This window comes from Actinomyces sp. HMSC075C01, from assembly GCF_001812965.1.
GTDB classification, from domain to species: domain Bacteria; phylum Actinomycetota; class Actinomycetes; order Actinomycetales; family Actinomycetaceae; genus Actinomyces; species Actinomyces acetigenes.
The window spans coordinates 30715-50557 of the sequence record NZ_KV810979.1 but is presented as its reverse complement, the minus strand read 5'-3'; the positions used below and the strand labels follow the sequence as shown (position 1 = coordinate 50557).

The following is a 19843-nucleotide window of genomic DNA, read 5'->3' as shown; positions in this document are numbered from 1 at the left end:
GGGCGGTGTCCTAGGCCACTAAACGATGGGGGCTACAGATCGTCAGATCCGCTGGGGTACCAGGACTCGAACCTAGAATAACTGAACCAGAATCAGTCGTGTTGCCAATTACACCATACCCCAAAGGGCCTCACCCCGGAACGGATCACGTCCGAGGCAGCGGGCAGTAATCTACACGCCCATCCCCACCCCATCAAATCGCCAGGAGGTGAAGACCGACACACAGCAGGAGCCTCAGGCGCCTCCCCCCTTCATTCTCCCGATCACGGCCTCACAAGACCCCGGCAACCGGCATCACACCCCTTTCTGAACGCCCACAACCGAGCGGGGCTCCAGAGGCATCCCCTACACTCCCATCTAGTTCCTACTCACCCCCACCCTCCTGAGAGGCAATATGCCCACCCGCATGCGACACCGTCACCGTGTAGGTCACGGCCCCTGCAGCACTCGCCTCCTCACTCCTGGACTGGCCCTGATCGCAGCCCTCCCCCTCAGCGCCTGCGGCCCCACCCGCAAGAGGCAGCTGACCGTCGAGCCCGCCGGCGCCTCCACCACGGCCGGCCCCTCCAGCTCGGACACGCCGTCCACGGCACCAACCCCGACACCATCGGCAACATCTTCCGCAACAGCCTGGACGGCCCCGAACGTCACAATCTCCAACGACACCACCGGCACGTGGCACCGGCAGGACGACATACTCGAACGACCGGTCGCGACATCATCAGAAATCAGCCAGGCCTACGACTTCGACGCAGGAGGCTGTCTAGCCATTATCTTCTACAAAGCAAACCAAACAATTCACGACGAAGGAAGAAGGGGTGGAGACAACCTCTCCTCCTCCACCGAGGTGCAGGAGACGATGTCGAACCACAGCTCTTTCTCGAGTGCACCCCAGACAAACTCGCCTCCGCCGATACATGGCACCAGTTCTTGTTCTCGACACGAGTGGCAGGACTCGATGCTGGGGCCATGGGATAAATGAGTCCCGGTACCGAGTCACAGCACCTTCCCTCCTCCTTCCTCACCACCAGGAGAGCCGCATTGCCTCATTCAGCACAGCACCATCGCCAGATACTCCTCGCCCGCACCCCCTCCAGGACTCGTCGCCTCGCCCTGGGAATGTGCCTCGCAGCCAGCCTGGCGCTGAGCGCCTGCGGCCCCGCCCACAAGGGGCAGCTGAGCGTCGAGCCCGCCGGCGCCTCCACCGAGGCCAGCGAATCCAGCTCGCCCGCACCCTCCAAGTCACCGAGCCCGACCGCCTCAGCGTCAACACCCTCCCCCTCGGCAACGACATGGACGGCACCGAGTGTCACGGTCTCCAATGAGGACTCGTCGGTCTGGACGCACGACGACGAGCGCATCAAGAAGGACTCGGCCGGCCCTAACGGGACTATTGACGGATACACGGTCAACGCCAACCCCGCCTGCTTCGGCTATATTTCCACGACCGCCGAGGAGAGGTACTACAACCTCCGAGGAGTCGGGGACGACATTCAGTCCAAGGCGGCTCTCAAGAGTCAGCAGACGATCTTCTCCGATTATCAGACGACACAGGGTCCAAACCCGGTGGACGCCGTCCGGGACGACAGCGGGACCTTGCCGGGCTATGAGGAGACCTTCTCCGTGACCGTCAACTTCTCGGACGCACCCAACACGCCCATGGATGGATATCGCTTCGACAGGCGAGTGGGAGAGAAGGGGTTCGCTGTCGAGGTCATGCTGCTGTGCCCCCAGGGCTCCCTCATCGGGCTGGATCAGTGGCACACGATTCTGGGAGGCATCCGGCTCCAGGGAATCGACGCCGGAGCCATGTAATCGGCCAGCACGGCCCGCAGAAGAGCGGGACGGCTGGTGCGGCCCTGTACTCGGCTTTGCACTCACTGAGCCGGTGGGGTCGGGACGCCCGCACTCAGCGCCGCGTCCCGGCCCCACCGGCTCAGTTCATCGTGCAGTCACCTCACCCGAGCCGGGCCCGAAGAGCCTTCAGCCTGTCCAGGGTGGAGCTGCTTCCGAGGATCTCCATGGACTCGAACAGGGGCGGAGAGACCTGTCGCCCGGTCACCGCGACACGCAACGGGCCGTAGGCCAGACGCGGTTTGATCCCCTCGCCGTCGGGCATGCCCCGCCCCTCGACGATGGCGGTCTTGAGGGTCTCCTCCAGATGGTCCTTGTCCCACTGCTCAGGGCTGAGCCCCTCCAGGGCGCTGATGCCCGCCTCCAGCACGTCTCCGGCCGAGGCCTTGAGCTTGGCCAGGGCCTTGTCGTCAACGACGAGATCGTCGTCGGACACGAAGAGGAAGCCGAGCATGTCGCGGCTCTCGCGCAGCAGCTGGATCCGCGTCTGGATGAGAGGGGCAGCCTCGTTGAGGATCTCCTGCTCCCGAGCAGTGAGCTTGTCGAAGGAGTCCGCTGAGACCAGTGGCACCTGAGCGGTCTCTCCGGTCGGGTCGGGGTAGGCGTCGGCGAGGTAGGGCACCAGCCGGTTCCGGAAGTCGGTCTCTCCCAGCGCACGCACCTGCTCGGCATTGATGGCCTCGCACTTCTTGGGGTCGAAGCGGGCCGGGTTGGGGTTGACGTCATGGACGTCGAAGGCCTCGATCATCTCGGCGGCGGAGAAGACGTCGCGGTCCGCGCTCAGCGACCACCCCAAGAGGGCCAGGTAGTTGAGGAGGCCCTCGGGGATCATGCCGCGGTAGCGGTGGATGAGGAGGTTGGACTGCGGGTCTCGCTTGGACAGCTTCCGATTACCCTCCCCCATGACGTAGGGCAGGTGACCGAACTCGGGAATGACCTGAGCCCGACCGATGTCCATGAGGGCCCGGTAGAGGACCACCTGCCGCGGAGTGGAGGACAGCAGGTCCTCACCGCGCAGAACATGGGTGATGCCCATCGCGGCGTCGTCAACGGGGTTGACCAGGGTGTAGAGGGGCTCACCGCCTGCGCGCACGACGACGTAGTCCGGCACACTACCGGCCTTGAAGGTGATCGGGCCGCGGACCAGATCGGTGAAGGTGATGTCCTCCTCCGGCATCCGCATCCGCAGGACGGGCAGGCGCCCCTCGGCGCGGAAGGCGTCCTTCTGCTCCTGGGTCAGATCGCGGTCGAAGCCGTCGTAACCGAGCTTGGGGTCCTCGCCGCGCTCACGGTGACGGGCCTCGATCTCCTCGGGGGTGGAGAAGGACTCGTACAGGTAGCCGGCCGCCAGCAGCTCGGCGGCCACCTCCTTGTACAGGTCCATGCGCTGGGACTGGCGGTAGGGCTCATGAGGGCCGCCCTTACCCACACCCTCGTCCCAGTCCAGGCCCAACCACGTCAGGGAGTCCAGGATGGCGTCGAAGGACTCCTCGGAGTCACGGGCGGCGTCGGTGTCCTCGATCCGGAAGACGAAGGTGCCACCGGTATGGCGGGCGTAGGCCCAGTTGAACAGGCAGGTGCGCACCATGCCCACGTGAGGGGTTCCCGTGGGTGAGGGGCAGAAACGCACGCGCACGGACGATGAGCCCTGCTCCGGGATACCGGAGGCGGCTGCGGGCTCAGGACGGACAGCGGATGAGTGATCACTGAGTTCAGGCATGATAGGGCCAGGATAGCCCCCTCAAGTGCCGCTCAGGGAACAGGGTGGGTAACCCCCTGAAGGGGGTTCCCCACCATTCCGAGAGATGGGGATCTCACCCCATCGCACTGCGCACATAGACGAATTAACATGCCACCCATGAGAACATGATGTCGCCGCCAGGAAGTCCTCGTGACTTCCACCAGAAGTGCTGACATCCCCAGCCCGTTCGGGAAGACTCTCGACTCATCGTTCCTTGGAGGCCTCATGTCCCCGTCCCTGCATCCCTTGGCACGTTCCGCCAACCGCCGCCGATCGGCTCTCAGACTCCCCCTTGTCGCGGGGCTCAGCCTCGCTCTGGCCGTCCCGGCTCTCGCTGCGTGCCAGGACGAGTCCGGCCCCGCGCACCCCAGCGCCTCCAGCAGTGCGTCATCATCCGCTGAAAAGTCGGGCAAGGGCACGGAGCCGTCGGGAAAGCCCTCCGACTCCTCCAGCACAGAGGGCACAGAGGTCAATGGAGGTGCAGCCGGCTGGCACATCATCGTGTCAGCACCGGGCTGGACTAACACGAAGCGCGATACCGGAGGAGTCAATGAGCTGGTCAGCGACGACGGCTGCCAGTTCGTGACGATGCAGAACCTCCTCAACGGACAGCTCTCCACTGACCGCGAGGACACAGAAACATACGCGGCGAACGAGCAGCAGAAGTTCTCTCAGGGTGTCACCCATGTGAGCTTCAAACCCGCACAGGATGATTCGACCTCCGTCAAAGACGCCTCTGGAAACGCTATTGAGACCAAGAGGCTGGACTGGACCTACACCGGCAAGGACGGCAAGGAATACCAAGCCACTGAGTTCATCAGAGCATTCTCGACCATCAAGAGGCCGACCATGCTCACCGCAACTCTCATCTGCCCCAAGGACAAGTACTCCACCGCTGTTCTTGACGATCTCATGAAGGACACGACCGTCACCGACCCAGGCCCGGCCGACATGGATGAGGGCACATCCGGCGATGGCGCGGGCAAGGACTCCAAGAGCGACGACAAGAAGAGCGACGAGAAGGGCTCGGGAAGCTCTCCCAAGGACACCTGATCGGGCCCTCGGCTCCCCTTGAGCCGATGCAACACCGGTACTCACCGGGTATGGGTGGGGTTCCCGGGGCATGCCTCGAGAACCCCACCCATCGTCATCGGGGCGAGGACTCCAGCTCCTCAGCACCAGTCACATTGCCTCAGCGACGGACCACCGGGTTGGAGAAGAAGCCGATGCCCTCGACCTCGACCTCGACGCGCTGACCGGCGCGGATCTCGCCGACTCCCGCCGGCGTTCCAGTGAGAATGACGTCGCCGGGCAGGAGGGTGAAGATCGTCGATACGTAGGCGACCAGCTCGGGAATCGTGCGGATCATGTCCGTGGTCCGCCCCTCCTGGACGAGGCGGCCGTCGACCCGGGCGCGCACCATCGCGTCGCCAGGCGAGAAGAGCGGCTCGCGGCCGGGCTCGGGAACCTCAATCCACGGCCCCAGGGGGCAGGAGGTGTCGAAGGCCTTGGCCCGCACCCACTGCGGCTCGGCGCGCTGGCGGTCTCGGGCCGAGACGTCGTTGGCGACCGTGTAGCCCAGGATGACGTCGTCGGCGTGGTCCACGGGAACGTCCTTGGCGAGGGTCTTGAGGACGATGGCGAGCTCGGCCTCGTAGTGGATCTCGTCGCTCCAGGAGGGTAGGACGATGGGAGCATCCGGGCCGATGACGGAGGTGTTGGGCTTGAGGAAGACGACCGGGTCGCGCGGTGGCTCGTCCTCCCCCATCTCGGTGATGTGGCCCGCGTAGTTCTTCCCGATCCCCACGACCTTGGAGCGCGGGATGACCGGCGACAGGAGCCGGGCCTCACGCAGCTCGACGACTTCCCCGGTGGCCTCGGGCAGGGAGTAGAGAGGGTCTCCCTTGAGGACCAGGAGGTGCCCCTCGGACTCGCCCGAGGCGGTCTGTTCCTCGGGCATGCCCTGAACAATGCCGTAGCGGGGCTCGTCACCGGTGGAGAAGCGCGCGATCTTCATGGGCCTCAGCCTAGCGCTGTTGGGCTCAGCTGCCCGAGGCCTCCTCGAGCGCGGCGCGACGCTCCGTGATGGCGGCGTGGGCAGCGCCGTCGGCGGCCCAGACGTCTCCGGGGAGCGTGCCGGGCAGGTAGGGGTTGTCGGTGGCGATGAAACGGATCTCGTCCTTCTCACCGGCCTCGACGGCGCGGCGCTGGGCCTCCCAGTCGCGCAGGGCGCCGAAGGCCCAGCCTCCCAGGGCGAGGATGGAGACCATGTTGATGACGGTCATCGCTCCCATGACGAGGTCGGAGAGGTTCCACACGAAGGTGAGGGTGGACAGGGAGCCGACGGCGGTGGCCACGATGATCATGGTCCGCAGGGCGTAGTGCTTGTGCTGCTTGCCCTGGAGGTAGTCCATGTTGACCTGGGCGTAGGTGTAGTTGCCCAGGAGCGAGGAGTAGGCGAAGACGAAGATGATGACGGCCATGAGGTACTGCGCCCAGCCGCCGAGCACGTTGGTGACCGATGCCGAAGTCAGGGTATTGGCGGCGTCCGCAGCCGCTTTGGCTGCCTCTTTGGAAACGCTGGGGCCTGCCGGGGTGTAGACCCCGGAGAGCAGGACGATGAGGGCGGTGACCGTGCACACCACGATGGTGTCGACGAAGACGCCCAGGGACTGCACGAATCCCTGCTGCACGGGGTGGGCCACGGTGGCGGTGGCCGCGATGTTGGGGACTGAGCCCTCACCAGCCTCGTTGGAGAACAGGCCTCGGCGGGTGCCGTGGAGAAGTGCGGCGGCGAATCCCCCGGCAACACCGGCGAAGGCCGCGTTGATTCCAAAGGCGCCCTCGAAGATGGAGAGGATCGCACCCGGGATCGCGCCGATGTGCAGCACCAGGATGGCCACGGCGATGAGGGCGTAGACCACCGTCATGATCGGCACGAGCCACTCCGAGACGACAGCGACCGACTTGATGCCCTTGAAGATGATCGGCGTGGTGATGACGACCAGAGCGACAGCGGTCATCCACGGCTCGATGCTGAAGGTTTTCTTCATCGTGGCTGCGATCGTGTTGGCCTGGGTGGCCTCGTAGGCGAAGCCGAAGACGAAGGTGATGACGACGGCGAAGACCTTAGCCGCGGGCTTGGACCCCAGGCCGCGCTGGATGTAGTAGGCCGGGCCCCCGCGGAAGGTGCCGTCGGGGTGGGTGACCTTGTAGAGCTGGGCGAGGGTGGCCTCGATGAATCCGGTGGCCATGCCCACCAGCGCCACGATCCACATCCAGAACACGGCGCCGGGGCCGCCCATGGTGATGGCGATGGCCACGCCCACGATGTTGCCGGTGCCCACACGGGAGGCCAGCCCGACGGCGAAGGCCTGGAAGGAGGAGATCCCGCCCTCCTTGCTGTCACGGGAGGAGGTGATGGCCCGCACCATGTAGGGGAAGAGCCGCAGCTGCACGAATCCGGTCCGCACAGTGAAGTACAGGCCACCCAGCACGAGCAGCCAGGCGAGCAGGTAGAGGAACAGGTACCCGGCGGCATCATCGAGGATCTTGGCGCCACCGTCGAAGAAGCGCTCCAAGGAGGCGACCCAGCTGTTGTCTGCACTGGATGTCGCACTGGTCAAGGAAGCCAGAACCGGTTGCACGTGAGAACCTCCGTAGGGGGTGGGATGACGGCGCGGGCGGACAAGAGGCGCGAACCAGCACGGGAACGGTCCGTACCGGAATACACGTCCCGTCCACGTCTCCCTCCTTCGGGAGGGGCTGGCACCGTATTCGCGAAGGCTACGGATACAGTGTTTCGATCCGGTGACGGCCCCGTGGCACTGCTGCCACACGAAGCGGAGTGGCAGCAGTCCCACGGGAGCGCCGATCTATCGGCCGGTCGAGTACTCCCATGCACCTTCCGGCAGGGACGCTGGAAGGTACTGGGAGTCCCCGCGGAAGACCGGTTGGCCGCCCTCCGACGTCGACATGCCCCGCCTGGCCTCCCAGTCCCTGAGCGCACCGACGACCCACCGGCTCAGAAGCACCAGCGCCACGAGGTTGATGATGGCGCCCAGCCCCAGGAGTACGTCCGCCAGGGTCCACACGGTGGTCAGCTGCTGCACGCTGCCGACGCCGGCGCAGATGACGGCGCCGATCTGGAGCGCGCGCGAGATCCCGGGACGGTCGGTGAGGTAGTCGAGGCAGACCTGGGCGTAGGAGAAGGCCCCGATGATGGTGGTGTAGGCCAGGACGACGATGAGCAGCGCCATGGGCCAGCGGCTCCACTCCCCCACGAGGTGGGCGATGGCGTCCTGGGTGAGGGTTCCCGCGCTCTCCTTGGCACTCACCCCGGGGTGGAGGACCTCCGGGCCGGCGACCAGGATCGCCAGCGCCGTCGCCGTGCAGACGAACAGGGTGTCCACCACGACCCCGAAGGCCTGAATGAAGCCCTGCTGCACGGGGTGACTCACGGTGGCCGAGCCCGCGGCGCAGGCGGCCCCTCCGAGCCCAGCCTCATTGGAGAACAGGCCGCGGCGCACGCCGTTGAGCAGCGCGGCGGTCAGCCCGCCGGCCACGCCGCCCAGTCCCTGGCGTAGGCCGAAGGCGCCCTCGATGATGGAGCACAGCGCCTCAAAGGCCTGGGCGGGGTGGGTCAGGAGGATGGCCAGCACCAGCACGAGGTAGGCCAGCGCCATGAACGGGGCCAGGTACTCGGCCACACGGGCCATGGCGCGCAGGCCTCCCAGGAGGACCGGGGCGGTCAGGGCCACAACGAGGACGGCTCCCAGGCTCGGCGAGAGGCCCCCGGCTCTATGAAGGGCGACGGTGATGGCGTTGGCCTGCACCATGGGCATGACCAGGCCGTTGGCGATGAGGAAGACGACGGCGAACACCCCGCCCAGGATCGGCAGCCCCAGCCCTCGCGAGATGTAGTAGGCGGGGCCACCGCGGAAGGTGCCGTCAAGACGACGCATCTTGAACAGCTGGGCGAGTGTGGCCTCGCTGAAGGCGGTGGCGGTTCCCAGGATCGCCACAAGCCACATCCACAGCACGGCTCCGGGCCCGCCCAGGATGAGCGCCAGCGCGACCCCGACGATGTTGCCGGTCCCCACCCGACAGGCCAGTCCGACGGCGAAGGCCTGGAAGGAGGTGATGCCGCCGTGGCTGCCGTCGCGTGAGCCGACCACTGAGGCGGCGATCGCGTCGCTGTGCCGCAGCTGGACAGCCCCGGTTCTCACGGTGAAGAAGATGCCCGCTCCGATGAGGAGCCACATGAGGCCCCAGGAGTAGAGCATGTCGGAGACGGAGGTCAGGGCGGCGTCGACCTGATCCATCCATGAGATGCGCCCCAGAGGTGACATGACGATCAGCCCCGCTTCGCCACGTCGTCGGGCTCCCAGATCCCGGGGACCACGTCTCCGGGCAGGAGGGAGTTGCCGTGCCCCACGAAGGCGGGCTCGGTGATGCCCCGGGCGCGCTGGGACTCGAAGTCGCGCAGTGCTCCGATGACCCAGGGGGCCAGACGGACGATGACGACGAGGTTGAGCACGCCCAGGAGCCCCAGGGCGATGTCGGACAGGGCCCAGACGACGGGCAGGGTCAGGACGGTGCCGCCGAAGGCCGCGGCGGTCAGGACGATCCCGAAAATCTGCTCGGCCCGGCGTTCTCCGCCCAGGAAGTTGACGTTGACCTGCGCGTAGGAGTAGCAGCCCAGCACCGTAGAGAAGACCAGGACGAAGATGAGTACCACCATGGGCCAGATGGTCCAGGCGCCCAGGTGCTCGGCAACCGCCTGCTGGGTGAGGATCGCTCCGACCAGGGAGCCGTCGCCGGGGTGGTAGGCCTTGGTGGTCAGCAGGATGAGCAGGCCGGTGGCCGTGCACACCAGGATCGTGTCGACGAAGACGCCGAAGGACTGGATGAGGCCCTGGCGCACGGGGTGGGCGACGGTCGCGGTGCCAGCGGCATTGGGGACGGTTCCGAGCCCGGCCTCGTTGGAGAACAGCCCGCGACGCACGCCGTTGAGCAGTGCCGCGAGGATTCCTCCGGCGGTGCCGAACAGGGCCTGGTTGAGGCCGAAGGCCCCTTCAAGGACGCTCCCCAGGACCTCGGGGAGCCTACCGATGTTGAGGATGATGACCACCACGGCCATGAGCACGTAGGCCAGCGCCATAAGGGGGGCCAGCCACTCCGCGATACGGGCCACGAGCCGAACCCCGCCCAGGACCACGGGAGCGGTGAGCAGGACGAGGAAGACTCCGACCATCCAGCCCGAGACGCTGGGGACGGTGGCGGTGATGACCTCGGCCAGCGAGTTCGTCTGCACCATGACCACTGTCACGCCGACCGAGACGATGCACATGGCGGCGAAGATCTTGCCCCACAGGGCCGATCCCAGACCGTTCTTGATGTAGTAGGCCGGGCCCCCGCGGAAGGTGAAGTCCCGGCCGCGCTCCTTGAAGATCTGGGCGAGCGTGGACTCCACGAAGCTGGTGGCCATGCCGATGAGGGCGACGACCCACATCCAGAACAGGGCTCCGGGACCGCCGGCCACAATGGCCAGGGCGACTCCGGCGATGTTCCCGATGCCGACGCGCGCGGCCAGTCCCACGGCGAAGGCCTGGAAGGAGGAGATACCGCCCTGCGCACTGGAGCGGGACCCGGACAGCGAGTTGACCATGGTGCCGAAGTGGCGCAGCTGAACCAGGTGGGAGCGGGCGGTCAGGTAGATGCCGACCAGGATGAGCAGGGCGGCAAGAAGATAGGTGTAGAAGAAGTTGTCGACGGAGTTGAGCAGGTTCTCGATGCTGGCGAGGTTCATGCGTCTGCTCCTGTCGAGGCGGCGGGCTGGCTGCTGGCTGGGGTCGCTGCGGGAACGTCGTCGGCGGTGCTGTCCGCCTCGGCCAGGCTGGCCCGCTCACCGGCCCAGACGTCACCGGGGAGGTCACCGGGCAGGTAGGGGTTGCCCACACCGTTGAACAGGGGGGCGACTCGTCCTGCCGAACGCTGAGCGTCCCAGTCCCTGAGCGCCCCCACGCCCCAGCGGGCGAGCCAGATGAGGGCGACCAGGTTGGTCAGGGTCATGACGGCCATGGTGATGTCGACGGTGTTCCACACGACGGTCAGAGAGGCGAGGGCCCCCAGCCCGGTAGAGACCACTGAGACGAGTCGGGGCAGCCAGCGCCACTCGGGCCGCTCGGAGATGAAGGTCATGGAGACCTCTGAGTAGGTGGCCGCGGCGATGATGGAGGAGAAGGCCAGAACGAAGATGACGATGGCCATGGGGATGGCCGTCCAGCCGCCGAGGGTGGCGGCGACGGCGTCGGAGGTCAAGGTTGCCGCGGCATCGGTGGTGAGTTTGCCCGCCTCGACGAGAACGGGGCTGTAGACCCCGGAGACCAGGATGATGAAGGCGGTCGCGGTGCACACAATGATGGTGTCGACGAACACGCCGAGGGACTGAATGAGCCCTTGCTGGACGGGGTGGGCAACGGTGGCGGTGGCGGCGGCGAAGGGGGCGGTGCCCTGCCCGGCCTCGTTGGAGAACAGGCCGCGGCGGGTCCCGTTGGTCAGGGCGGCGATGATGCCCCCGGTCATCCCTCCGGCGAAGGGTGTCGGGCCGAAGGCCGAGGAGACGATCGTGACCACAAGCCCCCAGAGCTGGGTGATGTGGAGGGCGACGATGACAACGGCCATCACGACATAGACCAACGCCATGATGGGCGCCATCCACTCGGTGACGCGAGCGACCCGGCGCACTCCGCCCAGGATGACGAGGGCGGCCAGCCCCACCAGCACCGCGGCGGCGGCGCTCGGGGGCAGGTGCAGCGGGGAGTCCGGGCCGATGACCCCGGCGACGGCGTTGGACTGGACCATGATGATGGAGAAGCCGCAGGTGAAGATCGTCAGTCCTGCGAAGACGACACCCAGGGGCCGGCTGCGCATCCCGCGCGCCATGTAGTAAGCGGGCCCGCCACGGAAGGAGCCGTCGGTGTGGCGGACCTTGAACATCTGGGCCAGGGTCGCCTCGAAGAAGGCCGTGGCCATGCCGACCAGGGCGACCACCCACATCCAGAAGATCGCACCGGGGCCTCCCAGGATGAGGGCGGCGGCCACTCCGAAGACATTGCCGATGCCCACGCGGGCGGCCAGGGAGATCGTGAAGGCCTGGAAGGAGGAGATGCCTCCTTGAGCCCCGGAACGCGACCCGGCCACCTGGCGGAACATGTCCGGCAGGCGGCGGAGCTGCACGAAGCCGGTGCGGACGGTCAGTAGGATCCCGGTACCGACAAGCACCCACATGGTGATGTGGAGCGTGATCCAGTCCGAGACCGCCGCGAGCTGAGCGGCGAGGGCATCCATGGGAGATTCAGCCTTTCACGGTGTCGCGACAGGTGGGGACGGCCCGCATGCTCTCATGAATCGCCGTCCGGGACATAGTGCGGTCGTTCCTCAGGATGCGGGCGCGGGCCGACGCCGCACGGTTCAGGCCCCGGTCGTGGCCTCGGGCGGGTCGGCGGGCGCCCAGAACTCCTGGTGGTCGAGCACCAGCTGGACGGGCCGGCCGTCCTCATCCAGGCCCCAGTAGGCCTGAGCGGCGCCGGGATGCCGGCCGGCCGAGGTCGAGGCACCGATGGGCCCCGACCCCGGATCCATGAGGAAGGCCCGTTGCATCTGTCTCCATACTCGGGAGTACTGCCGGTGGGTCATGCCGAAGTAGGCGTCGGCGTCGGCGATGGCTCCGTTACCCGACCTGGTGTCCAGCTCATGCCACGGATGCACATCCGTTGAGTACACACGTCTGTTCATGATGATCGCGTGCTTCCACTGCACCGGCTCGCGGTCCGCGAGGATGACGCGCAGCGCGGCCACACTCCGTTCCCCACCCAGCGTGGTGAGCAGGGCCTGAGCCCGCGCCACACCGGGTTCGATCCTGAGGGCGCACAGGCACATACTTCCGAAGGGGTCTCCCACCGCCAGGTAGCTGCCGTGCGGGAACTGACCGATCTCCTGAATCTTGACCGGCCCGACCTCAGCATTACGACGCGCCTGCTCAATGGCTTTGGCGAGCAAAGGGGCGAAGACCTCCGGGTCGTCCCAGTCGCCGTCTCCTTCCTGCCACTCCATGCCCTCCTCAATGAACTCCTCACTGAGCGCCTCGCAGGCCCAGGAGGCGGAGAACACGGCCGCGGGGTCGGGCATGTCCTCCTTGTGCTGGGCCTCCATGGGACTCGTCTTGTCAGCGGCGGCCTTCCAGGCCTCGAGCACGTCCTTATCCACCAGTGGGGAGCCCGGCTCCTCGCGGTAGTCGTCAATGGTGTCGATCCGCCAGTCGCCGCCGACGCGAACCAGCATCATTTCGATAATGGGGTCCCCCATGGCGCGCCGGCTTCGAGCCAGCCTTGCCATAGCGCTCGTACCGTAGACATCGATACGTTCAATCGTGACGGCTTCCGGGCTGAAGGCTGCCGGTTCAGAGAAACCAGCGATGTCTCCCTTGAGCGATCTCTCCAGCTGATGAGTAGCTCGGAGTGCTGCCGTCTTCGCAAACCACGTGGGGAACGGATCCTCCTCTTTCCACTTGTCGAACAGCGGCTTGACCTCGGCGTGGGCAGCGGCGTAGTCGGCGAGGAAGGCCTCGATGCGGGTACGGGGGTCCATCGTTCTCCTACGGCAGACTGGACGGACGGTAGGTGCCCAGCATGCCACAGGCCGACCGCGCCCCCTTCACAGCGAGCCCTTGACCGCCGTCTTGCCGAGCCGCCCCCGCCCGGCCCCGGTCAGGGAAGGATGTCCTCGTAGTACGTGCCTCGCAGGAAGCGGTTCAGGGCCTTCTCGCCGGGGAGCCTGCCGTCATTCATCGTTTTCGCAGCCGCCAGCAGTGCACGGACGTCGTACTGGGCGGGCCAGATCGGAGGAACGTCTCGGTCGAGGTCGAGCAGCCCGTAGACGGCCATCATCGCTGTGCGTGCCGATCCCTCGGTCGTGAAGACGCAGTCATCGGGCGTCTCAACGAACTGCCCGAGAAGGCCGAGATTGACGCAGCCATCCGGAATCACCTCGGGCCTGTCCCCAGCACGTCGAGGCATGAAGAAGGAGGTGATGTAGGGCATCGTCGCCAGGCGAACCTTGGTGCGCCTCTTGATCTCCTCGAACTGACCGATCAGGCCGAAGTGGTAGCAGTACTCCTTCAGGACCTCCTCACCGGTGCACTCGATCATCGGCTTACGCACGCAGTTCCCCAGAGCGTGCGGATAGAGACCGTAGGCCCAGGCCACGCCCCAGTCCTTCGGTTGAGCCCGGAACTGGGGCTGACGATTCATGGTCAGTGACAGGCACCAGCCTGAGTCCTCCGCGGTGATGATGCCTCCGGTGACCGTGCGGCCCGACAGGGGATCGTTGCCGGTGAGCTCATGGATCTTCTTCAGGAAGGGGTGGTCAGCCCCCATGAAGCTGAAGGAGGCGGATTCCCACACGGTCTTGTGGGGGTCGGAGCAGAACACGTCAGGGCGGCCGAAGACCGCTGACTTCTTCGCGAGGTTGCGCCACAGTGTCCAGGCGCCTCCGGGCCGGTCGGTGAGGAAGGGAGGAACGGTGTCCATATCGCCGTAGCCGGTGGACTCGGTGCACGAGCCGATGGTGGCCAGGACCAGATCCTTCTCGGCGACGTCGATGGTTCCCTCCTGCCCGTCGGTTCGATGGAAACGAATACCGGTGACCACCTTGCGCCCGGAGGTGATGATCATCTCCAGGTCGTCGACACAGGTGTCGTACTGGAAGACCACACCCTTGTCCTTCAGCCAACGGGTCAGCGGCAGGACGAAGGACTCGAACTGGTTGTAACGCGAGAAGCGCAGACAGGACAGATCGGAGAACCCGGGGAAGTACTGAAGGAAGCGGTGCATGTACCGCTTCATCTCGGTGAGGGACTCGTACTGCTGGAAGGCGAACATGGTCTTGAACAGCGTGTAGAAGTTCGAGGCGAGGAAATCGGCGTCGAACCAGTCCTCAATGGTCTTGCCGTAGGTCGCCTCCTCCTTGGCCATCAGCAGCTTGATGACTGCACGCTGGCCCTTCTTGTTCAGCCCCATCTTGTAGGTGTCCCGACGACGCCCGCAGTGGTGGATCACCCGGCACGGGTCGATGTTGGGGTCGTTCTCGTTAACCGTGCGGAACTCGTCAAGGACGGTGTAGGGCTCGGGCATCTCCAGTGCCGGGATCTCACGCATGATGTCCCAGAAACACTCGAAGTGCTGGCCCATCTCCCTGCCCCCGCGAGCGATGAAGCCCTTGTCGGTGTCCCCGGCGCCGTCGAATGAGCCGCCGGGGACGGCGAGCTGTTCCAGGACGGTGATGTTGCACCCCGGCATGCGCCCGTCACGGATGAGGAAGGCCGCGGCCAGCAGGGCACCGATGCCCGAGCCCACGAGGTAGGCCCTGCGCTCGGCAATATCGGCCGGCGGAACAGGGTGGTTCTGGGTGTAGAGGCCGAGGTCGTTATGGACGAACGGGTTCCCGTCCGGTGAGACGGGGTAGGTCCGCTGGTAGGTGGGCACGGTTCGCGTCATGGTCTCCTCCTGGGAGCAGCCGGATGTCACTTGTTGATATGTCCGTGAACGCCGGCGCGGCGACGGTCGGCCGGTGCGGTGCGGTGCGGGGCACTCACACTGTATGCCTGCCTCCTGAGGTCTTGCCCCACCGTCGCGCCATCTCCATGAGAGCATGTCGCCATGACGGCCCCTGCACTGAATGCGATGCTAGACGCCCTCATCCCGGCTGACGATCCCGAGCGCGTCCCCGAGCCCGAGGAGGTCTATCTGGCCTTCTCAAGCTGGGCGGAGGCGACCGGCCGTCCCCTCTACCCGCACCAGGATGAGGCGCTCTCAGAGATTCTGGAGGATCGCCACGTCATTGCCGCCACCCCGACCGGCTCGGGCAAGTCGATGATCGCGCTGGCCGCCCACACCGCCTCCCTGGCCCGCGGTGGCCGCTCCTACTACACGGCCCCCCTCAAGGCCCTGGTCAGTGAGAAGTTCTTCGAGCTGGTGCGCCTGTTCGGGGCGGATAACGTCGGCATGGTCACCGGGGACACCTCCATCAACGCCGCCGCCCCGATCATCTGCTGCACCGCGGAGATCCTGGCCAACCAGTCCCTGCGCGAGGGCGAGGACATGGACGTGGACTGCGTCATCATGGACGAGTTCCACTACTACGCCGACCCGCAGCGCGGCTGGGCCTGGCAGGTGCCCCTCCTGGAGCTGCCCCAGGCGCAGATGGTGCTGCTGTCGGCCACGCTGGGCGACGTCTCCTTCTTCGTGCGGGACCTGCGCAAGCGCACGGGCCGCGAGGTCGCCGTCGTCGACGACGCCGTGCGGCCGGTGCCGTTGGAGATGGAGTACGTCGTCGAGCCGATCGGTGAGCTGCTTCAGCGCCTGGTGGGGCAGGACAAGGCGCCGGTCTACGTCGTCCACTTCTCCCAGAAGGAGGCGGTGGAGCGGGCGACCTCCCTGCTGAGCGTGGACCTGGTGCCCAAGTCCCGTAAGGCCGAGGTGGCGAAGGCACTCGGTGACTTCCGCTTCGGGAGCGGTTTCGGGGCCACGCTCTCGCGGCTGCTGCGCGCCGGGATCGGCGTGCACCACGCGGGCATGCTGCCGCGCTACCGGCGGCTGGTGGAGCGTCTGGCCCGTGAGGGACTGCTGTCCGTCATCTGCGGCACGGACACGCTCGGGGTGGGGATCAACGTGCCGATCCGCTCGGTGGTCATGACCTCCCTGGTGAAGTTCGACGGTTCCAAGGAGCGTCACCTCACCGCCCGCGAGTTCCACCAGATCGCCGGGCGGGCGGGGCGCGCCGGCTTCGACACCCGCGGCTACGTCCTCGTCCAGGCCCCCGAGCACGTCATTGAGAACGCCAAGGCGCTGGCCAAGGCCGGCGACGACGAGCGCAAGCGCCGCAAGATCGTGCGTAAGAAGGCCCCCGAGGGGCGCGTCAACTGGACGGACAAGACCTTCGAGCGGCTGCGCGACGCGGCCCCGGAGACACTGACCAGCCAGTTCCAGGTCACCACCACCATGGTGCTCAACCTCATGGAGCGAGCCGGCGACCCGGTGGCGGCGATGGCGGGCCTGCTGGAGCGCGCCCACGAGCCCGAGGCCCAGCGGCGCCGACACGTGCGCCGCGCCCTGGAGATCTACCTGTCGCTGCGCACGGCGGGCGTCCTGACGCACGTCTCCAGCGCCCAGGCCGCCGCCGACGGGCGCCCCCGGCTGCGCCTGGCCGTGGACCTGCCGGCCGACTTCGCCCTCAACCAGCCCCTGGCGCCCTTCGCCCTGGCGGCCATGGACCTGCTGAACGTGGAGGCCCCGGAGCACACGGTCGACGTCGTCAGCGTCGTCGAGGCCACCCTGGACGATCCGCGCCCGCTGCTCTACGCCCAGCAGCGCGCCGCCCGCGGCGAGGCGATCGCCGCGATGAAGGCCGAGGGCATGGACTACGAGGAGCGCATGGCCGCCCTGGAGGAAGTCACCTGGCCCCAGCCGCTGGCCGAGCTGCTCTCCCCCGCCCTGGAGATGTACAAGCAGGCCAACCCGTGGATCGCTGAGCACGAGCTGGCCCCGAAGTCGGTGGTGCGCGAGATGGTGGAGAACGCGATGACCTTCTCCGACCTCATCTCCCGCTACGAGCTGGGCCGCAGCGAGGGCGTGGTGCTGCGCTACCTGACCGACGCATACCGGGCGCTGCGCCAGGTCGTGCCCGAGGAGCACCGCACTCCCGAGGTCGTCGAGCTCATCGACTGGCTGGGGGCGCTCGTGCGCGCCGTCGACTCCTCCCTGCTCGATGAGTGGGAGGCGCTCGGCCAGGCCCAGGCCGGCAAGGCCGGCGAGGCCGCCGGCCTGCTGGAGGGCAACCGTCCCGGCGCGGACGACTCGGCCGGGGTGGAGCGGGCCTTCGGCGCGGACGAGGACGGGACGGTGGCCTTCACTCGCAACCGCCACGCCTTCCGGGTGGCGGTGCGCCGGGAGATGTTCCGGCGCGTGGAGCTCATGGCGCGCGACGACGTCGAGGCCCTGGGCCGTCTGGATGCCTCCTCCGGCTGGGGCGAGGACCGCTGGGACGAGGTGCTGGGCCGTTACTGGGACGAGTACGACTGGATCGGCACGGACACCTCGGCTCGGGCGATCTCGCTGGCGCCTCTCGACGAGGACCCCGATGAGACGGCCCTGGCGACAGCCGGGGTCAGTGAGCGCCTGCGTGAGGCCCTGGATGCCTCTGGCAGGCAGGTGTGGCTGGCCACGCAGGTCCTGGAGGACCCCGACGGCGATCACGACTGGCGTCTGACGGCCCTGGTGGATCTGGCCGAGTGCGACCGGGAGGGGCGCGCGGTCGTCCACCTGCTGTCCGTGGGCCCGCAGCAGGGTTAGCCCGCCTCGTTGGCTTCCACGACGGGCCTGACCGGCTGGCGCAGGACGGTCTTCATCCTCTCCGGCGCCACGCGCCTGGGGTCGCTGAGATAGATCTCGTGGTGGGGCCCGTTCCAGGTAAGCCCGAGGCGCGGCATGACCTCGTCGTGCAGGCGCGCCAGGGTGGGGGCCTCGTCGTCGTAGGTGCCCACGTGGAGGATCTGCAGCGACCTGCCCTCGCTCAGGGGGAGCTCCTTGAGGGCGGAGATGGGCAGCTCGGGCTTCTTGCGCGCGGCCTGTGCCAGCCCCTCGGCGATGTCCTGCGAGGAGACCGCCTCGGGCAGGGGGATCATCATGGTCCAGTCCCACTCCCCCTTGTCACCGGCGACGAAGGCCGCATTGTCGGCGCTCGTCCACAGTCCTTCCAGGGGCCCGACGACGAAGTCGTCGCCGGTTCGTTTCTTCAGTACGGCACGGATCGCGTAGGCGCCGGCGTAGAGCGCCTGGATCGCGGTGGCGTAGGCCGGTGAGGTGTTGGGGTCGCCGTGGCCGTCGATGGCCAGGTAGGTCATGGCCGGCACGTCCACCTCCGTGAAGTCGGCCTTTCCCGGCAGGTACAGGTCCTTGCGGTCCTTCTTGATGTCAGTCCTCATCACTGTCTGCTTTCTTCAGAAGGGATCGGGTCCAGGCGAGATCCGCTTCCTGGCGCAGGATCTCGTAGTCGAAGATGGCCAGGGCGTGCTCCTCGTCGACCTGGGCGCGCAGGGCGCGCAGCTCATCGAGCCTGCCGAGGAGCGCCTCGGCGCGCTGTGCGAGGAGGGCCGCGAGCGCAGGATCGTCGAGCCGGCCATAGGCGTTGAGCGCCGGGAGCACTCCGGCGGAAGGCGGAGCCGGGGCGAGGACACGTTCACTGGCGGCCTGTCTCAGCTCGCGGCGCCCGGCCTCGGTGACGCGGAAGACGGTGCGCCGTCCCTGAGATCCCTCGTCGGGCTCGAGGAGCCCCCGCTCCGACAGGCGCTTGAGGAGGTAGTAGACGGAGGAGAAGGCCAAGGAGGTCCACTGGCGGTAGCCGCGCTGCTCGATGACTCGATCAAGGTCGTAGCCATGGCGCGGCTGCTCAGCAAGGAGCGAGAGGAGAACGATGTCGGCGTCCGATGACATGCCGTTACTCTAGCACTAGAGTAACGGCATGCAAGTCGGCCTCGGACTGATTCACCGGAGCGGCGAGGTCGGAGGGCTGCGCGGCTACGGACGGACCGCGTGGGCGAGCTGGCGGATCTGGGTCGGACGGGTGCGGCAGCAGCCGCCGACGAGCCGCGCCCCGGCGTCGATCCAGGAGGGCGCCAGCGCCGGGATTCCAGCCCCAGCCCCCTCGCCAGTGGAATGCCAGGTCTTGGTCACCGGGTCGTAGAGATCGCCGGCTGTGCTGTCTCCTCACTTCTGAGACATGTGGGCGTCATGACTTCTGAGACGCTCGCTCGGGCGGGAGCCCGGGGCGTGCTGGTGGTCCCGGAGGTGAGGGTGGCCTCAAGGCGAGGCATGACGGGGGGTCGGTGTCCGTGGTGCTGACATCACAGGCGCATCGGCGCTACACGCCGAGGAAAAACCGCAGTATTCCAACGATCCCCGCTGGGAACATTGACGCCGGACACGTTCATGTCAGCGCTGTGGACACCGGGCCGCGCAGGAGCGAGTCCGGGGTTCTTGGTGGCAGAGCCCGGCACCTCCGCCACAGGTCCTCCTCCACCGTCCCCTGACCGCTGCCTGCGCAGGGGCCCGGTGGTCAGGGTTCGACGCCAGCTCCGCCTTGAGTCGGCCCGAGTCACTCCACGAGGGTCGGGATCTACTGACCACGGGT

At 67.1% G+C, this 19843-nt stretch carries 13 protein-coding genes, 1 tRNA gene and 1 pseudogene; 3 read left to right on the top strand and 12 right to left on the bottom strand.

Going from position 1 to position 19843, the window contains the following annotated elements; all coding sequences use genetic code 11:
• Positions 1-51: 51 nt before the first annotated feature.
• Positions 52-123 (bottom strand) — tRNA-Gln (locus HMPREF2883_RS04825).
• A 918-nt stretch (positions 124-1041) separates the two neighbouring features.
• On the opposite strand from HMPREF2883_RS04825, the gene HMPREF2883_RS04815 reads away from it, so the two are divergent.
• Positions 1042-1815, top strand: coding sequence for a serine/arginine repetitive matrix protein 1 (locus HMPREF2883_RS04815; protein ID WP_256277331.1), 774 nt, complete (start codon positions 1042-1044; stop codon positions 1813-1815).
• A gap of 142 nt (positions 1816-1957) precedes the next feature.
• Here HMPREF2883_RS04815 and gltX read toward each other — a convergent pair whose 3' ends face one another.
• The gene (gene gltX, locus HMPREF2883_RS04810) at positions 1958-3574 is read right to left on the bottom strand and encodes a glutamate--tRNA ligase (protein WP_070659254.1); all 1617 of its coding nucleotides are present in this window, start codon (positions 3572-3574) and stop codon (positions 1958-1960) included.
• Between the two features lie 522 nt (positions 3575-4096).
• On the opposite strand from gltX, the gene HMPREF2883_RS04805 reads away from it, so the two are divergent.
• A complete protein-coding gene (locus HMPREF2883_RS04805) occupies positions 4097-4648 on the top strand; it encodes a hypothetical protein (protein WP_256277330.1) in 552 nt (183 codons plus the stop codon).
• A 139-nt stretch (positions 4649-4787) separates the two neighbouring features.
• On the opposite strand, the gene HMPREF2883_RS04800 is transcribed toward HMPREF2883_RS04805, so the two are convergent.
• From HMPREF2883_RS04800 to HMPREF2883_RS04770, 7 genes are all read right to left on the bottom strand, one after another.
• Entirely contained in the window at positions 4788-5612 is an 825-nt protein-coding gene (locus HMPREF2883_RS04800) for a fumarylacetoacetate hydrolase family protein (RefSeq protein ID WP_070659251.1), read from the bottom strand.
• Positions 5613-5637: 25 nt separating this feature from the next.
• A complete protein-coding gene (locus HMPREF2883_RS04795; protein WP_070659249.1) occupies positions 5638-7242 on the bottom strand; it encodes an alanine/glycine:cation symporter family protein in 1605 nt (534 codons plus the stop codon).
• A 228-nt stretch (positions 7243-7470) separates the two neighbouring features.
• Positions 7471-8919 carry an alanine/glycine:cation symporter family protein gene (locus tag HMPREF2883_RS04790; RefSeq protein WP_256277329.1) on the bottom strand — a complete coding sequence of 483 codons (1449 nt, stop codon included), beginning with the start codon at positions 8917-8919 and terminating at the stop codon, positions 7471-7473.
• A 32-nt stretch (positions 8920-8951) separates the two neighbouring features.
• A complete protein-coding gene (locus tag HMPREF2883_RS04785; protein WP_070659247.1) occupies positions 8952-10406 on the bottom strand; it encodes an alanine/glycine:cation symporter family protein in 1455 nt (484 codons plus the stop codon).
• Positions 10403-11947 carry an alanine/glycine:cation symporter family protein gene (locus HMPREF2883_RS04780; RefSeq protein ID WP_070659244.1) on the bottom strand — a complete coding sequence of 515 codons (1545 nt, stop codon included), beginning with the start codon at positions 11945-11947 and terminating at the stop codon, positions 10403-10405. Before HMPREF2883_RS04780 ends, HMPREF2883_RS04785 begins: the two co-directional genes overlap by 4 nt.
• Before the next feature lie 123 nt (positions 11948-12070).
• Positions 12071-13246: a DUF4241 domain-containing protein gene (locus HMPREF2883_RS04775; RefSeq protein ID WP_070659241.1), complete on the bottom strand. Its 1176-nt coding sequence runs from the start codon at positions 13244-13246 to the stop codon at positions 12071-12073.
• Between the two features lie 119 nt (positions 13247-13365).
• Positions 13366-15153 carry an oleate hydratase gene (locus tag HMPREF2883_RS04770; RefSeq protein ID WP_070659238.1) on the bottom strand — a complete coding sequence of 596 codons (1788 nt, stop codon included), beginning with the start codon at positions 15151-15153 and terminating at the stop codon, positions 13366-13368.
• A gap of 162 nt (positions 15154-15315) precedes the next feature.
• Between HMPREF2883_RS04770 and HMPREF2883_RS04765 the strand changes: the two genes are divergently transcribed.
• Positions 15316-18006, top strand: coding sequence for a DEAD/DEAH box helicase (locus HMPREF2883_RS04765; RefSeq protein WP_070659236.1), 2691 nt, complete (start codon positions 15316-15318; stop codon positions 18004-18006).
• Here the strand turns inward: HMPREF2883_RS04765 and HMPREF2883_RS04760 are convergent.
• The 3 genes and pseudogenes from HMPREF2883_RS04760 to HMPREF2883_RS14055 form a co-directional block, all read right to left on the bottom strand.
• Positions 18003-18638, bottom strand: a complete 636-nt coding sequence (locus HMPREF2883_RS04760) for a GyrI-like domain-containing protein (RefSeq protein ID WP_070659234.1) — start codon at positions 18636-18638, stop codon at positions 18003-18005. The two genes, HMPREF2883_RS04765 and HMPREF2883_RS04760, sit on opposite strands and share 4 nt — an antisense overlap.
• The gene (locus HMPREF2883_RS04755) at positions 18628-19146 is read right to left on the bottom strand and encodes a PadR family transcriptional regulator (protein WP_070659232.1); all 519 of its coding nucleotides are present in this window, start codon (positions 19144-19146) and stop codon (positions 18628-18630) included. Before HMPREF2883_RS04755 ends, HMPREF2883_RS04760 begins: the two co-directional genes overlap by 11 nt.
• 84 nt (positions 19147-19230) lie before the next feature.
• Positions 19231-19395, bottom strand: a pseudogene (locus tag HMPREF2883_RS14055) (homocysteine S-methyltransferase family protein); the annotation flags it as partial.
• Positions 19396-19843 lie beyond the last annotated feature (448 nt).

What these genes read in the sequence shown, in the direction of transcription:
- HMPREF2883_RS04790 (WP_256277329.1), bottom strand. Translation starts at nt 8,919, where the DNA reads ATGGATCAGGTCGACGCCGCCCTGACCTCCGTCTCCGACATGCTCTAC.
- HMPREF2883_RS04755 (WP_070659232.1), bottom strand. Translation starts at nt 19,146, where the DNA reads ATGTCATCGGACGCCGACATCGTTCTCCTCTCGCTCCTTGCTGAGCAG.
- HMPREF2883_RS04780 (WP_070659244.1), bottom strand. Translation starts at nt 11,947, where the DNA reads ATGGATGCCCTCGCCGCTCAGCTCGCGGCGGTCTCGGACTGGATCACG.
- HMPREF2883_RS04770 (WP_070659238.1), bottom strand. Translation starts at nt 15,153, where the DNA reads ATGACGCGAACCGTGCCCACCTACCAGCGGACCTACCCCGTCTCACCG.
- HMPREF2883_RS04765 (WP_070659236.1), top strand. Translation starts at nt 15,316, where the DNA reads ATGACGGCCCCTGCACTGAATGCGATGCTAGACGCCCTCATCCCGGCT.
- HMPREF2883_RS04775 (WP_070659241.1), bottom strand. Translation starts at nt 13,246, where the DNA reads ATGGACCCCCGTACCCGCATCGAGGCCTTCCTCGCCGACTACGCCGCT.
- HMPREF2883_RS04760 (WP_070659234.1), bottom strand. Translation starts at nt 18,638, where the DNA reads ATGAGGACTGACATCAAGAAGGACCGCAAGGACCTGTACCTGCCGGGA.
- HMPREF2883_RS04800 (WP_070659251.1), bottom strand. Translation starts at nt 5,612, where the DNA reads ATGAAGATCGCGCGCTTCTCCACCGGTGACGAGCCCCGCTACGGCATT.
- gltX (WP_070659254.1), bottom strand. Translation starts at nt 3,574, where the DNA reads ATGCCTGAACTCAGTGATCACTCATCCGCTGTCCGTCCTGAGCCCGCA.
- HMPREF2883_RS04785 (WP_070659247.1), bottom strand. Translation starts at nt 10,406, where the DNA reads ATGAACCTCGCCAGCATCGAGAACCTGCTCAACTCCGTCGACAACTTC.